The sequence below is a fragment of the Candidatus Symbiobacter mobilis CR genome (genome assembly GCF_000477435.1).
Classification (GTDB): Bacteria; Pseudomonadota; Gammaproteobacteria; order Burkholderiales; family Burkholderiaceae_C; genus Rhodoferax; species Rhodoferax mobilis.
Genome location: NC_022576.1, coordinates 2,025,311 through 2,040,778 on the forward strand (window position 1 = coordinate 2,025,311; position 15,468 = coordinate 2,040,778).

11 protein-coding genes and 1 tRNA gene are annotated in these 15,468 nt (G+C 61.9%); all 12 read right to left on the reverse strand.

All coding sequences use genetic code 11. From position 1 onward, the window contains the following. Positions 1-12 precede the first annotated feature (12 nt). Positions 13-1,206 carry a dual-specificity RNA methyltransferase RlmN gene (gene rlmN / locus CENROD_RS08335; RefSeq protein WP_022774431.1) on the reverse strand — a complete coding sequence of 398 codons (1,194 nt, stop codon included), beginning with the start codon at positions 1,204-1,206 and terminating at the stop codon, positions 13-15. A gap of 22 nt (positions 1,207-1,228) precedes the next feature. Beyond that, positions 1,229-1,651 (reverse strand): nucleoside-diphosphate kinase, encoded by a 423-nt coding sequence (gene ndk, locus CENROD_RS08340; protein WP_022774433.1) that lies wholly within the window; start codon positions 1,649-1,651, stop codon positions 1,229-1,231. Between the two features lie 384 nt (positions 1,652-2,035). Beyond that, complete coding sequence (locus CENROD_RS08345; protein ID WP_022774435.1) at positions 2,036-2,428, reverse strand: hypothetical protein; 393 nt, start codon at positions 2,426-2,428, stop codon at positions 2,036-2,038. Between the two features lie 41 nt (positions 2,429-2,469). Beyond that, positions 2,470-3,015 (reverse strand): hypothetical protein, encoded by a 546-nt coding sequence (locus tag CENROD_RS08350; protein WP_041193432.1) that lies wholly within the window; start codon positions 3,013-3,015, stop codon positions 2,470-2,472. A gap of 232 nt (positions 3,016-3,247) precedes the next feature. Beyond that, positions 3,248-3,323: transfer RNA gene (locus CENROD_RS08355), tRNA-Asn, on the reverse strand. Positions 3,324-3,402: 79 nt separating this feature from the next. Further along, on the reverse strand, positions 3,403-5,751 hold the full coding sequence (locus CENROD_RS08360) for a DUF1631 domain-containing protein (protein ID WP_022774441.1): 2,349 nt from the start codon (positions 5,749-5,751) through the stop codon (positions 3,403-3,405). Positions 5,752-5,777: 26 nt separating this feature from the next. Further along, a complete protein-coding gene (secF, locus tag CENROD_RS08365) occupies positions 5,778-6,731 on the reverse strand; it encodes a protein translocase subunit SecF (protein ID WP_022774445.1) in 954 nt (317 codons plus the stop codon). 12 nt (positions 6,732-6,743) lie between these two features. After that, the gene (gene secD / locus CENROD_RS08370) at positions 6,744-8,615 is read right to left on the reverse strand and encodes a protein translocase subunit SecD (protein WP_022774448.1); all 1,872 of its coding nucleotides are present in this window, start codon (positions 8,613-8,615) and stop codon (positions 6,744-6,746) included. A gap of 99 nt (positions 8,616-8,714) precedes the next feature. Then, entirely contained in the window at positions 8,715-9,041 is a 327-nt protein-coding gene (gene yajC / locus CENROD_RS08375) for a preprotein translocase subunit YajC (protein WP_022774451.1), read from the reverse strand. Between the two features lie 267 nt (positions 9,042-9,308). Then, positions 9,309-10,262, reverse strand: coding sequence for a chemotaxis protein (locus CENROD_RS08380; protein ID WP_022774455.1), 954 nt, complete (start codon positions 10,260-10,262; stop codon positions 9,309-9,311). A gap of 105 nt (positions 10,263-10,367) precedes the next feature. Beyond that, positions 10,368-11,477 carry a murein transglycosylase A gene (gene mltA, locus CENROD_RS08385; RefSeq protein ID WP_022774458.1) on the reverse strand — a complete coding sequence of 370 codons (1,110 nt, stop codon included), beginning with the start codon at positions 11,475-11,477 and terminating at the stop codon, positions 10,368-10,370. Continuing rightward, the gene (locus CENROD_RS08390; protein WP_022774461.1) at positions 11,474-15,424 is read right to left on the reverse strand and encodes a YhdP family protein; all 3,951 of its coding nucleotides are present in this window, start codon (positions 15,422-15,424) and stop codon (positions 11,474-11,476) included. Before CENROD_RS08390 ends, mltA begins: the two co-directional genes overlap by 4 nt. Positions 15,425-15,468 lie beyond the last annotated feature (44 nt).

A 15,468-nucleotide genomic window follows, 5' to 3' on the forward strand; every position in this document is an offset into this window, starting at 1 on the left:
CGTGCATCCTGCTCAAGGGATGGAGTGCGATGGGATGGCGTGCGATGCGTTGCGAATGGCAGCGGCGTGGGAACCGACCTTGCAGCGTTGGCCGAATTCGAGGTGGCGCCGCTGCATCCGTTGTTCTGCGTGGGTGCGATCCTGCACCTCACCGGCCAATTGCCCGCAGGCTGCCGCGATGTCGTCGCCGCGCGTGCGGCGCACGGTCGTGACGATCCCTGCAGCGGACAGGGTGTGCGCAAAGGCTTCGATCCGCTGCGGCGGCGAAGCGCGCAGCCCGGACTGCGCAAAAGGGTTGAACGCGATGAGATTGCACTTGCACCAGGAGCGCCCGCGACTGCGAAGCAGATCGACAAGCTCGTTGGCATGGCGATCCTGGTCGTTGACTCCGTCGAGCATGCAGTATTCGAAGGTGACGAAGTCCCGGGGGGCGTACTGGATGTAGCGCTGGCAGGCGTCGAGCAAATCGGCCAGAGGGTATTTGCGATTCAAGGGCATAAGCTCGCTGCGCAGCGCGTCGTTGGGAGCGTGTAGAGACACGGCCAGCGCCACGGGGCAGTCCTGCGCCAAGGCGTCGATCTTGGGAATGACCCCAGCGGTTGACACAGTCACCCGACGGCGAGACAAGCCGTAGGCGTGGTCGTCGAGCATGAGGCGCAATGCTGGAATGAGCGCACGGTAGTTTTGCAGCGGCTCGCCCATGCCCATCATGACGACATTGGTAATAGCACGATCCCGATCCGAAAACCGGGAATGGATACCCTGGGAACGTAAATCGTGCTCCACATGCCAGAGCTGCCCGATGATTTCCGCAGTCGTCAGGTTCCGGCTGAACCCTTGGTTCCCCGTTGCGCAGAACAGGCAACCCATCGGGCAACCTGCTTGCGAGGATACGCAGAGGGTGCCCCGGCCAGGGTCTTCGATGAAAACAGCTTCGACGGCATCCCCATTGCCGACATCGAACAACCATTTGATCGTGCCATCCGCAGCAGCTTGGCGAGAGAGCACCTGCATGGCAGGCACATAAGCGTGTTCGGCGAGCTTGCTGCGCAGGGAGCGCGCCAAGTCGGTCATCGCACCAAAGTCGGCAACGCCCCGCTGGTGGATCCAGCGCAGAAGTTGCGCGGCCCGAAACCCCCGTTCCCCCAGCGTTTGGCAGTACACGCTCAGGTGATCGTGGTCGTAGTCCAGCAAGTTGACGGCCATGGTGCCCAGGGAGGCGGGAACCTCAGCGAGAGGGGATGTCCAGACCAGGGAAAAAGTACGCGATTTCGAAAGCAGCCGTCTCGGGGCCATCCGACCCATGGACGGCGTTGGCATCAATGCTGCTGGCGAAGTCGCTGCGGATCGTCCCTGGCGCAGCCAATTGGGGATCCGTCGCGCCCATCAGTTCGCGGTTTTTGCGGATGGCATCTGGGCCTTCGAGCACCTGCACCATGACGGGGCCGGAGGTCATGAATTGCACCAGGTCCTTGAAAAAGGGACGTTCCCGATGCACAGCATAGAAACCCTGCGCCTGCGCAGTGGAGAGATGCAGCATCCGGGCCGCGATGATCCGCAGCCCCGCCGCTTCGAAGCGGGAATAAATCTGGCCAATGACGTTCTTGGCGACGGCATCGGGCTTGATGATGGAAAGAGTACGTTCGACCATCGCTGCGGCTCCCTGAAGGAATGGCTGGGGGGAATGGCGGGTGAGAAGGATGATCTTACCGTGAACGCCGATTTGGCTATGCCTGCTTGCCTGCTGGGCGATGAACCCAAATAGTCCATTCGGCGCACCTTCGGTGCTGTTTGCGTGCAGGCGGCGTATTGGCGGCCATTTTTGCCCTTCTTCGTTGTTCATAGCGCAAGCTAGGAACGCCTCATGCAGGCCCAAACTGCCTTGCTACTGCATCCACCTGCCCTGCAAACCCTCATGGACTATCTGGGTTGAAGGACATCTTCCATTTTTGTCTTGCATTCGGGGTCTACCTTACCCTGCTTTGGCTGGCCTGCCTACTGGAATAGGTTCTTACTGGAATAAGTTCTTAGCGCTTCAGGCCATGGCGTTAACCAACACGCCCAAGCGTTGGGTTGGCTTGTTGATCAACGATGAATTGTTGGACCGCATCGCTGCATATTCAGGTGTAGCTTTGTCAGGTGCAGCTTTGACCGATGTCAGCGGCCGCGACTGGCTTTGACCGGAATTGCCAAGCGCTGCCAGGGTTTGCTGCGCTTGCTCGGATTTGGCAGTGGATTGGCTTGACCGTGCGTCTGCAGTCCGTGCATCGGCTTCTGCGCGTTCAACGGTTTTCCACGCATCGCGCGCTTGCGCCTGCTGCGTACTGGCCGTCTGCTGCGCTTGCTCGGCAGCGCGCCGGGCCTGCGCCAGCGCACGCTGCGTTGAGCCGTACCGCGTTGCGCTGGGAGTAACAGCGAGAGATGCCATGGTCGGCCTTCGGGGTCAGCCAGTGACCCGGTTCCAACGGCTTACGCGAATAACGATAGCGCTTGCTGCGCCGGTGCATTGGCCTGGGTCAGCATGGCTATGCCAGCTTGTTGCCCTGTCTGTTGCTGAACTGGCGGGGCCGCGCTTGCTGTGGATGTGAAGCGGTTGAAGGCGGCCTTGGCGGCCTCCATGCGTGCTTTCATGTCGATTGTGAATTGTGGTCCCATTTTGTCGATCTGGACACCCTCATCCACTTTGGTGTTTGTGGAGGACATCCTAAGAGCCGAGGTGTACGTGGCAGCAGACTCCACCTTCCCCGACCCCGACCCAGAACTCAAGCTCAACGACTCCTCTGAAAACGTGGCTGTTGTCCCCGTTTGCTGCTTTTGACTGGAACCCAAGCCACTCGCCGATGACGTGAGCGGCCCCGAAGACATTTTGAATGACTGACTTAATTCCTGTATCTTTGCATCTGCTCTCTGCTGGTGAGATTCGCGCATGCTGGCACGGTGAGATTCGAGCATGCTAGTAATGGTCGCTCTAAGCGTAGCGGCTTGGTCGCGGTTGGTGACAGAAGACAAACTCATGGTACAACTCCCAATCGAGTATGAAGGTGCAGAATTTTCAGTGTATACACCCATTAAAGGCAAAAAATAGGTGCTTTTACGAAAAATATATTGCGCCTCTTGCATAACTCCTGCCGAAGCGAATAGCCGACTGCACGCAGGAATTACACCAACGCATACACCAACGCACGCCAAAGAAAAAAGCCTGCTACTGATGAAGTAGCAGGCTTTTTCATGCCTATACGGCTTGTCATGGCTCCCCGACCTGGGCTCGAACCAGGGACCTACGGATTAACAGTCCGGCGCTCTACCAACTGAGCTATCAGGGAATAGGTCAAAGATTGTAATGGGTGCCGTGCGGGGCTTTTGCACAGGGGGCCGCACAGGCCGCAGGAGTGCTGTCATTCCTCAGGCCAGCAGCCGTTCCGGGTTGGCTTCGATCTTGCCAAGGGCATCGCGGGTGGCGCGAACGGTCAGGGACTCTTCCTCCTGCGCAACAAGCAACCCCGCTTGAAGATAGGCGGCCAGCCTTGCGCTTTGGATCAAGTAGCTGCGCCCGATCTGGTTGGCAAAAAGGTGCAGATGCCCCATCGGGCTGCGCCACATGTACTGCACTTGCGCCACATTGCTGTTGTGATCCAGGGTGAACCAATCCCCAAGCTGGAGGGAACGCGCCCACTCAATGCCCTCGGGGTTCGCGGTACTGCCCCCGCTGGTGATGACTTCCAGCTCCGAGGCATCGACCTCGAACAGCTCCTCAATGCTTTGCGCATCGAGCGGAAGTTCCTCCGTACCGTCGTCGGACAGATAGTCTTCCAGATGCACGAGCCGCTCGGCCAAAGCCTGCACTTGTTCCGCAGCAATGGTGTGCGTCTTGGACATGAAAGCATCGGCCAGGGTGTCGCTGATGATCTTGATGTGTACTTCCTGCGCAGCCTTGTGCAGTCCCAGCGACCCCATGCCGGTACGCAGACTCTTGAGCAGGTCGGGCAAGTCAGCAATCACCCGCGCACGGTCAGCGCGGTTGGGCTTGGCGCTGGCAGCCCAGATCAGGTCTGCTGCGGTTTTCTTGAGGAGCAGCGTGTCGGGATGTTGTGCGCCTTGGCGGATCGTCGACACGGCCAGCACTTCTGCCCAGACCTTGTACAGGAACTCCCGGATTTCGTCGCGCACGGGCATGTCTTGGATCTGGTTGCGAAGCTCGATCGTGTACTGAATGGCGAGGGTCTCTTTTTGCTCGACCTGCTGTGCCACCCCGACGACCTTGATGGTGGATTCATTGCGCTGTGCCAGGTGTTGCTGCAAAAAGCTCTGAAATTCTTCGTACACCCGCACGTAGACGCGCTGCCCGGTTTCGGGGTATTGCTCGATGACCTGCACGATGCGCTTAATTTCGGTTTCGAGCGCTGCGCTGCTGATTCCGCTGGCATCGAAGCCCAGCACGCACGACCCCATGCGGTCGATGAGCTGGCGTGCGGGATGGTCGAGTTTCTGAAAAAAATCAGGCTCGGCCAGCGCCACCCGCAGCACCGGGATTTGCAAGCGCGCAAACCACACCCGCACCCCCGTGGGGATGCGATCTTCCTGCAGGATCGACTGGAACATCAGCGCGATAAGCTCAATGATGGCCTTTTCGCTGTCGCTTTTGGCGTGGGCTTTGATCGAGCTGGTCTGTTGCCGCAGCCCGCTGGCGACGCGTTCGATCACGACCGGGGCGTACTGCACTTCATAGCCTTCGGGCACTTGTGCTTGGAGCTGCGAATCGAAAGTGGGTTGCTGCTGCAAGGCTTGGAGCAGGCTTTCCGATGGTGCGGTGTAGGGGACAGTGTGGGGCGCGCCGTGGTGTGCAGTGTCCACGGCACCCCTTGTGTCCACAGCGCCGCGCTGGGGCACAAGGTCTCCGATCAAACGGCTGACGCGATCCAGAATTCCCCGCGCATTGCCGAGCCGATGCGAACGGGGCGACATGCCGCCAGCGTAGTGGTCTGCTGGCCGGGCCATTCTGTCCTGGCCACCGCTGCGCTGGGCTACGTGTGAAGGCGCGTGGCCGCTTGTGCCGCCACCAGTTTGACGGGTGGTGCCGCCTCCTATGGGAGCAGACAGTGTGTCGTTGCGTGGGCGAGCAACGAATTCGATCACGGGAAGCACGCCATGGTCGATCAACTCGGCGTTGCAGTGCGCGTAGATCTCTTTGAGCTGTAAGCCCAGCAATTTCTGGATGGTGTCATGCACCAGCGCCCAGTATTCGCGCAGCAGTCCGCAATGCCCCCATTGCTCAATCAGAGGCAGTGCCAGACTTTCGGGGTGGACGATGTCCTGGGGGGAGAGGGTTTCCTCGGCTTGCAGCGACTTGAGCCGCTTGCGCAAATCATTGACTTCGCTGGCGGCGTGTTCCATGACCCCCAGCGCCAGCCGCGATGCCAGGATGCGGTTTTCCACCACGTCGGTGCCGACGAGCTGCAAGCCGGCGTCCAGCGCCAGCGGGCCGCTGCGCGTCGAGGGCGTGGGCTGGAGGGCTGCTTGCCACGCACGCCGTGTCGCATCGCACCACAGCGCCTGGTGGCGTTGGTAGAGCGTCCATGCATCGCGGCGCAGTTGTGCGTCTTTGGAACTGGCGGGTTGGTCGAGCAGTTCGAGCAAGCGTTCGCGCACCCGTTGGGCCAGGGTGTCCATCGATTGGGACAGTTCGGCCACCAAACGCAGACGAACCTTGTCGGCGAGTGCTTGGTGTCTGCGATCTGATCCCGTTGAAGCCATACCTATTTTGGCGTTCCGTACACGCCTCAGACTACGGCGCCAGCGTTGGGATCGTTGCGATCCAGCGTGGTGCCAGCGCCAGCCTTGACCAAATCTTCCCGCGCAATGCCCAGCCACATGGCGATGGCAGCAGCGACGAAGACCGAGGAATAAATACCGAACAGGATGCCGATCGTCAACGCCAGCGCGAAGTAGTGCAGGGTGGCCCCCCCGAAGAGCAGCATCGAGAGCACCATCATCTGCGTCGAACCATGCGTGATGATCGTGCGGCTCATCGTCGAGGTAATGGCGTTGTTGATGATGTCGATCGTGTCCATCTTGCGGTAGCGGCGGAAGTTTTCCCGGATACGGTCGAAGATGACGACGGACTCGTTGACCGAATAGCCCAGCACCGCCAGTACTGCCGCCAGCACCGACAACGAAAACTCCCACTGGAAGAACGCGAAGAACCCCAAGATGATGATGACGTCATGCAGGTTGGCGATGATGGCGGCGACGGCGAATTTCCACTCGAAGCGAAAAGCCAGGTACAGCACGATCCCGATGACGACGAAGGCCAGCGCGAGCAAGCCATCGACGGCCAGTTCCTCCCCCACCTGCGGGCCAACGAATTCCGTGCGTCGCAGCGAGGTTTGCGGGTCGATGGCGCGCAATGCTTCGAGAACCTTGGTACTTTGTGCGGCAGAAGTCACTCCTTTTTGTGCCGGTAGGCGGATGAGCACGTCTTGCGTGGTGCCAAAGTGCTGGACCTGCACATCTGCAAAGCCCAGCTTCGCCACCGCATCGCGTACTTGCGAAAGCTCGACGACTTTCGCATGGGTGACCTCCATCAATGTCCCCCCCGTGAATTCGACCGAGAGGTGCAACCCCCGCGCCCACAAAAAGTACACCGCAGCCAAAAACGTCAGTATCGAGATGATGTTGAACGCCAGCGCGTGGCGCATGAAGGGGATGTCACGCCGAATCCGGAAAAATTCCATACCGTACCTCGATCACGCTGTAGTGGGGGGAACGGGGTGGGGGCGCCACACTGTTCCGATCGATACCGACTGGAGCCGACTCCTGCTGCCGTACCAAAGATTGACCAACCCCCGCGAGAAAAACACTGCGGAAAACATGCTCGTCAGAATACCCAGGCAATGCACCACGGCAAAGCCGCGCACAGGCCCGGAACCAAAGGCCAGCAGCGCCAGACCCGCGATGAGCGTGGTGATGTTCGAATCGAAGATCGTCGCCCAGGCACGCTCGTAGCCGGTGTGGATAGCAAGCTGTGGTGCTGCGCCGCTGCGCAGTTCCTCCCGCACACGTTCGTTGATGAGCACGTTCGCGTCGATGGCCATGCCTAGCACCAGCGCCATGGCTGCCATGCCAGGCAGGGTGAGCGTGGCTTGCAGCATCGACAGGACGGCGACGAGCAGCAGCAGATTGAATGCGAGGGCAATGCTCGAAAACACCCCAAAAAGCATGTAGTACATGCACATGAACAAGGCGACAGCCAGGAAACCCCAAGCCACGCTGTGGAAGCCTTTGGCGATGTTTTCTGCGCCCAGGCTGGGGCCGATGGTCGTTTCTTCGATGATGTCCATCGGAGCGGCCAGTGAACCCGAACGCAGCAGCAGTGCGATGTCGTGCGCCTCCACCGTGGTCATCCGCCCCGAGATCTGCACCCTGCCCCCGCCGATTTCCGTGCGGATGACGGGTGCGGTGACGACTTCCCCCTGCCCTTTTTCGAACAGGAGGATGGCCATACGCTTGCCGACGTTTTCGCGCGTGACATCGCGGAAAACGCGCGTGCCCTTGGCATCCAGGTTCAAGTTGACCGTCGGTTCCTGCGTCTGGCTGTCAAAGCCAGGTTGGGCGTCGGTCAGGTTTTCTCCGGTCAAGATGACTTGTTTCTTGACGATGACGATTGCACCGCTGCGCTCTTTGTAGCTTTCGGAGCCGTAGGGCACTGGGCCGGTACCGGCTTCTGCCGCGTTGGCTTCGACGCTTTCGTCGACCATGCGCACTTCGAGTGTCGCGGTGCGTCCGAGGATGTCCTTGGCTTTGGCAGTGTCTTGCACGCCGGGAAGCTGGACGACGATGCGATCCAAACCCTGTTGTGCGATCACGGGTTCGGCCACGCCCAATTCGTTGATCCGGTTGTGCAGCGTCGTGATGTTCTGCTTGAGCGCCTGTTCCTGCACGCGCCGTGCGGCTTCGGGCCGGATCGTCGCGACGAGCTGCACATCTCCGCCTTGGGATTGTTCTTGTACAACCAAATCCGCAAATTCGTCTTGCAGCACGGAACGGGCTGCCACCACAGCGGAGGTATCGCGGAAACGCAGCTCAATCGTCTGCCGGGTGCGGGTGATCCCGGCGTGGCGGATGTTTTTCTCGCGCAGGCTGGTGCGCAGATCGCCCGCCTGCGATTCGGCACGCTTGGCCAGTGCGGCCTGCATATCCACTTGCAGCATGAAATGCACGCCGCCGCGCAAGTCCAGCCCCAGGTACATCGGCGAAGCGCGCAACGTGGACAGCCAGGCCGGAGAGCGATTCAGCAAATGCAGTGCGACGACGTATCCGGTGGATTCCGTAGCCAACGCACGGGCAATGACGTCCTTGGCGCGGAGTTGGGTGCTTGTGTCGGCCAGGCGAACCCGGATCGATGCGCCATCGAGCGCGACGCGCTCCGCAGTGATCCCGGCTTTGCGCAGCGCATCTTCGACCTTGGCCAACGTTCGCCCGTCAACGACGACGGCAGGCTTGGCGCTGGAAATTTGCACTGCGGGGGATTCCCCGAAAAAATTGGGCAAGGCATATAAGCCCGCGACGATCCACGCAATGACAATGATTGCGTATTTCCAAGATGGATAGCGATTCATACGACCCTCAAGTGACCTGCAAAAAGGCGCTACAAGCGCTGCCGGGTAGGGAACGGATACGCCTAGGGAACCGGCAAACCGGCACGGTAGCCACGCGATTTAGCGGATGGTGCCCTTGGGGAGGATTTGCACGACCGCGCTGCGTTGGATCTGCACTTCGACGCCTTGCGCGATTTCCACGCTCAGAAAGCTGTCCCCCAGTTTGCTGACCTTGCCCAGCATTCCTCCGATGCAAACGATCTCGTCCCCTTTGGCGAGGGCATCAACCATGGTCTTGTGCTCCTTCGCCTTCTTCATCTGCGGCCGGATCATCAAAAAGTAGAGCACCACGAACATCAACACCAGCGGAAGCATCCCCACCCAAGGAGAAGCAGCCTCCCCGGCGGGAACGGTGGCAGCCTGGGCGAATGCAGCAGGAATGAGCACGGAAAACTCCAAAAAAATCAACAAGTACCAACAAAAATGGCCCACATGGGCAAGCGGGCCATTGTATTCATGTGGTGTTCTAGAGTGCGACGCCCGGCATTCCAGTGGAACTACCGGGCTGGAACGACGATTGCGAGAAACAGCCCCGGCAAGTGGACACCCTTATCGGGGCTGCCGCCGCTCCTGCCTCAATGCAAATGCAGCGCTTCCATCCCTTGCAAGAGCGGCGGCATCCGCCATGGGCGCGGCCACGCAGCAGGCTGGGCCTCAGCGCGTCAGCACCTTGCTGATGGTTTGCGCCAGCTCTTCGGCGACGAATTTGGCAACATACCCGTCCGCGCCGACCTTGCGGACGTGGTCTTCGTTGGTCGCGCCAGTCAGCGAAGAATGGATCACGACGGGGATGGAGCTGAAACGCCCATCCTGCTTGATGTGGCGGGTGAGTGTGAACCCGTCCATCTCGGGCATCTCGAGGTCGGAAAGCACGAGCGCGACTTTGTCGCTCACCGACAAACCTTGCAGCCGGGCTTGTTCTTCGATTTGCTGGAGGCGCTCCCAGGCTTCGCGGCCACTCTTGGTCATGATGTACGGCGCGCCCATCGCTTGCAGGCTCTTTTCGATCATCGCGCGGGCCACGGCAGAGTCGTCTGCGGCAAGGATCACCGAACCTGCGGGCAGGTGGAGTCTGCCGTCAAGGTCGACTTCTATGGCGTGCTGATCGGGAAAGACGTCACGCAAAATTTGCTCTACATCCAGCACCTGCGCGAGGCGGGTGTCCTCGGCATCGCCGTCGAGACGGGCGATGCTCGTCACCAGGCCGCCGCCCCGCCCTTCGGCAGACAGTACCTGCTTCCATTCCAGCCGGACGATTTCGTTGACTTCCTCGACGGCGAAAGCCTGGGTTGTGCGCGCAAATTCCGTCACGAGCAGGATGCCCAGCCCCTTGGAGGGGTTGCAGCCGACGATCATCGGCAAGTTGATGACGGTGATCATCTGGCCCCGGATGTTCGCCACCCCCATGACTGAGGGGGGGGAGTTCACCATGGAGGTGATTTCGGGCATGACGAGAATCTCGCGTACCTTGAAAACGTTGATGCCAAAGAGTTCGCGCCGGTTGGTGCCGGGGGCCTCGCCCAACCGGAATAGCAAGAGCTCGAACATGCTCTTGCTCGTGAGATTGGTGCGCTCGTCGATGTCGCGCATGGTGGAGTGGTGGTTCATGGTGCTGCCTTTCTGGAAAAAAACCCGGCGTGGCGTGGCCCTTCGCCTGCGCTACTGTGCCCAGGTATGCCAAGGTGTGCTTGGAATAGGTTCTTGGTACCTGGGTCAAGACGCTTTGGGCCATAGAACCCACATTTGCAGATTTTGCCTGACCCTCCCTGCCCATTCTCCGGCTTCCGATCCCCACCCAGCGAAATAGTCTGCACGGACCGCGCCGCGAATCGCACCGCCGCTGTCTTGCGCGAATACCAGGCGCCGTAGCCCGGCTGCGGGCGCGACAAGCCAGATAGGCGCGCCATACGGGATGCTTTGCGGGTCGATGGCCACCGATCTGCCTGGGGTCAGCGCCACCCCTTGCGAACCTTTGGGGCCTGCCGCTGCGGCGGTAGCGTCCATCGGCTCTTCACGAAAAAACACGACCCGAGGGTTGCGGTGCATCAGTGCATCGACCTGGTCCGGGTTGCGCTGTGCCCATGCCTGGATTCCTGCCCAAGAGGCATCGCGCACCTCGCCTTCGTCGAGCAGCCACCGTGCGATGCTGCGGTAGGGGTGCCCGTTGTGCGCGGCAAAGGCCAGTCGCACCAGCCTGCGGGTTCCGTCGGGTTCGGTGATACGCACCCTGCCTGATCCCTGGGTCTGGAGCAGCATCGCCTGCACGGGGTCGGCCAGGTACAGGATCTCGCGCCCACGCAGGGATGCGCGGGCCGAGGCGTTCGTGTCCATCTCGCGTCGGCTGTACCAGGCTTCGCCTCGCTCCAACCCATGCGGGGGGCGGTACACCGGTACGGCAAAACCCGGTTCGGGCTGTCGCCGCCCTTCCAGTTCCGGCTCGAAATACGCGGTCAGCAGCCCCTGCGCGCTGCCTTGCATCGATTCGACGCGGTATGGCTCCAGGTTGTCGACGATCCACGCACGTTTTTGCGCTTCGCCAGCGAGGCTGAGGCGCCGAATGTCCGGGCACAGTGGGGCAAACGCCGGATGGGGGAGCGCGCAATTGCGTACCCAGGCGTTCCAGGCTTCGTGCAGCTTGTCGTCGTCGAAACCGGGCAGTTCGCTCCAGTCTGTCGGGACCCAGCGGCTATTGCCGGGGCCTTGGGGCCGTTGGACTTGGTCGGGAACATCCGGCTCCCACCAGGGCAGGATCGAGCACGCCCCCAGCATCCATGTAGCAAGGATGAGTGAGAGCAGCAGAACAGGGCGGCGCACGAAGTTCATGGCGTGGGTGTTTCGGTGGAGCGGGGTACCTGGGTCACTTCGGGGTCAGCCCAACTGCCACGAACGCGGAACTCCTGCGTCGCGGATTTGATCAGTGGGCCACGCAGAAAAACTTGCGCAAGCAGCGTACCCAGGCCAATTGCGGGGTTGATCATCGATGCGAGTAGCGAAGCCGTTCCCGCGTTGATTTCGGGAATGACGACGACCTGAATATCCTGCGTTTCGTGCTCGATGTCGGCAGACCCCTCCATCAGCACTGCGGCGTTGACCCCTTTCATGACCAGGTTGCGCGTGCTGGCTATGCCTTTGTCGAGCGTGGCATTGCCCCGCACGAAATCGAAGGCGAAGCCCTTGCGGAATACGTCCCGAAAGTCCAGCGTCAGGCGCCGGGGCAGGGATTGCAGGCTCAGCACCCCCAGCAGCTTGGCTACACCGGGTTCGGCCTGCAGAAATTGGCCGGAAGACACGTCGATTGCCACCGCTCCATCCATGGTGCCGTAGTCCGGTTGCATGGGCGAGCCGACCCATCCGACTGTGCCACGCAGATGGCCCTTGCCGCCCGCCACCACGTCATGCATCCCGAAGCGGCGCAGGAGCGCGCCACTGTCGGCGAGGTCCAGCGTGAAGTCCAGCGTGGTACGGTTCGAACCGCGCGCCACCCAGCTTCCGGATGCTGCGAAGCTGGCTTCGGGCAGGGTCAGGCGCAACAAGGCCAGCCGCCACTCGCGTTGGGTCGCGCCCTTGGCTGGCGCAGGCACTGCGCGGTTGGTAGCCTGCACTTCGAGTTTGCCCAAGGGTTTGCCACGCCACGAAAAGGCGTCGACGGTCACGTCGAGCGCGGGGATCGATTGCGGTGGATTGGCCAGCAGGTTTTCGACGTCGCGGGTAGCTCCGGGGGACAGCGCCAGCCGCTCCAACCGCGCCAGCACCCGTCCTGCCTGCATACCGGGCGCTCCGGGTGGAAGGTATTCCACAATTCCCGCAGCTTCCTCGGCTTCCAGGGTTGCTTTCCACAGCGCTCCTGCCCGCGTAGCCCTCAACATCACTTTGCGAAAGTCCCGGTTTCCGAATCGCACGGTGTTGGAATGCAATGCGACGACCGAGGGGAGGTATGCCGTTGCTTCCTCGGCAGGATCGGCGCCGCATTGCGCCAGGACGTCCTGCCATGCGTCGATGTCCACCTGTGGCAGATGGATGTGAATGCCAATGCCCACATGCGGTGCCGGAGGAGCTTCGCCGGGTTGCGCGCCGACTTCGATGACACCTCGCCGGGCAGATGCCGCGTCGTGCTCGATCCAGGCTCGCAACTGCGTGCCGACGAAGATGCTCGTGCGCTCCAGCGTGGACTTGGCCCCCGTGGCGCTGACGCGGTATTGCACGCCCAGGCTGGATTCGGCAGCCTTGGCCAGCGGAGCAGGCAGGGTGAGCGCCATGCCGCGCAGTGGCGTGGTGAGCTGCCATTCCAGCTTTCCCTGGCGCATGCCGAGGGACAGGACGTAGCCCGCAGTACCTCGCGCCCACCGCGCCAGCTTGGATACCGGCCCCAGCTCCGTCGCTTTGCGCAGCCCCTCCGCAGTCGCCGTCCCTGCAACGCGGACAGTGGTCGGTGTGTTGTGGGGCATCGGCCCGTCGCTCAGGTGCATACCGCCTTCGAAGCGAACGGTTCCCCCCAATGCATGTGCCTGGATACCGGCCACGGACAACCCGGATTCGGTAAACGTCAGCCGCCCGCGCAGTTGTTGGAGCCTGGGCAAGGTCGGCAGGAGCTGGAGCTCGTTGCCCGCGAAGGTCAGCGCTGCGCGCAACTGTGCGTCGTGCGGGGCGGCGGGGTCGATCGTCAAGTCGAATTCGCCGGCCAAGTCTGCGCTTGCGGTAGCCTGTTGCAGCACGCCTGCGGTCAGCCCATCCAGCGGCGATGCACGCACCGTGCGGAGCCACTGTGTCGCCGGGCCACGGAGTGCTGCATGAACCCGTACCTGCGGATGTTCGAGGTCGGCAATACCCACATCGATACCCCTGGCCTGCAAGGCGTCGCCGACGCGCGCAGTGGCATTGCGCACTTGCAGCCGCATGCCGTCGATCTCCAGTTCACCTTGCAGCCCGCGCAGCACCGGCCAGGGCAGCGTGCCCGATGGCTGGAATGCCGTAGGGACGTACGCAAACGTGGCGTTCTCCACTTGCGCGCGGACCCGGAACACCCCTTCTCCGGCGTGGAAGCGCGGCAGCTTGTCGAGCGGGCCGCGCACCCGGAACTCGACGTGGGAGGAACGGGCTTCTTGCACGGCGTTGCGCACGTAGTCCCGCGCTTCCTGAGGAATCACCAGAGGGAGGTAGCGATGCACCTGCTTGCCGTCGGCCCGCGAGAGCGTGGCGTACAGATCAAGCACGCCGGGCAAGCGTGCAGCAGGTGTCGGCGTTGCTCCCCCACCGGTTTCCCACCGCATCCGTGCTTGTCCTTGCGCATCGGCATTGGCGAAGGTCAAGTCGTCGACCTGTACGAGCAGGTGGTTGCCCGTCACGCGCCAGCGCGCCTGGCCGTTCAGGCGCTCCACGGCGACTTCTCCGTCAGGTAGGACGCCAGGGGCAAGGATGCGCCCCGCTGCCATCGACACGCCAACCCGGCCTGCGTCCTGGTCGAGGTAGACATCGAAGTCTGCACCCTGCCAGCCGGGCCAACCCGATGCAGCGGCCCATTTTGTTGCGCGCAGCTTTCCCTGGGCGCCGTAGCGTGTCCAGCGCTCCGCAGTGCCTTCCCAGTATGCATCCAGGGTATGCAGCAAGCCTTGGGGTTGGTATTGCGCGATGGCGGTGCGAACCTGTGCATCTACGGGTAGATGGGGAACGAGCCGCGCCATGCCTGCGAGGTCGATGCCTTCCCCGTGGAACGTGCCGCCGCGTATTCCCCGTACGCCGGGATCGCGCAGCATGAGCACGAGGTTCCCGACGGTGGCGCGTTCTTCCCGCGTAGTCACCAGCGCCAGAGACCGGGCAGAGTACCTGGTTTCCCCTTTCAGGAATTGGGCGCCCAGACGCCCTTGCATGCGCGACAGCGATAGGACAGGCAGATCGGTAGCAAAAGCCCCGTGTAGTCGTACCAAAGCCGTATCGACCAGCACCTGCTCCATGCGGCCACGGCGCACATCGGCCCAGAGCCGGAGGGCGCCGCCTCCTTGGCGTAGGGGAAGGTCGATACCCATTTGCCGGGAAACACGCGCTACATCGACGTGCGGCAGTAAGGCATACCACTCCCCATTCCAGTCGCGCCAGCGACCGGGATGCCTCGACAGCAAGGGCTGCTGGAAGGTCCCCATGGCAACGAAAGGCTGGCCCCATGCCGAAGGGGGCGTGGCCTGCCAACGGATGGCGTGGCTGCGGCCCCGGTTACGCAGCACTACGCCCAGATCATGGAGCACGACGGGCGCTGCGCCGCGAAGTTCGTCGTTCCATCGCACGGTGCCTTGGTGGATGACGAATTCGCGTTGCGCAAACAACCAGTCCAGCACCGCAGAATCCCCGCTGGGTTGCGCGGAGAGGGTTAGCCCACCGACGATCCATTGGCCTTGGGCGTTGCGGCGGATGTCGAGTTCGGGTTGCAGGACGTACAACTGCTCGAACCCCAGGCGCCACAGCGAGTGCGCGGAAATGCTGGCGATCGTCTGCGGCAGTGAGAGTGCCACGCGGCCCTCGGCATCGATCAAACGCACGTCGTGCAACGCAAAAGTAGGGAACCAACCACTGTCGCGGACATGAATGGCGCCGATGCGCACCGTGGTCCCCAGCGACTGGGATACCTGCCGTTCGAGGAAAGGCCGCCAATCGTCGATGCGCGGCACAATCCACCAGTGCAGCGCGCCCCACGCAGCAGCCAGAAGCACCCACGCCAGCACCACCGCCCAGAACACGAGGTGGGTGCCAGCCAACCAGCATTGGCGGAAGAAGTGCGACATTGATGCCACTGTGCCCCAGGGATAAGAACCTATTCCATACTGAA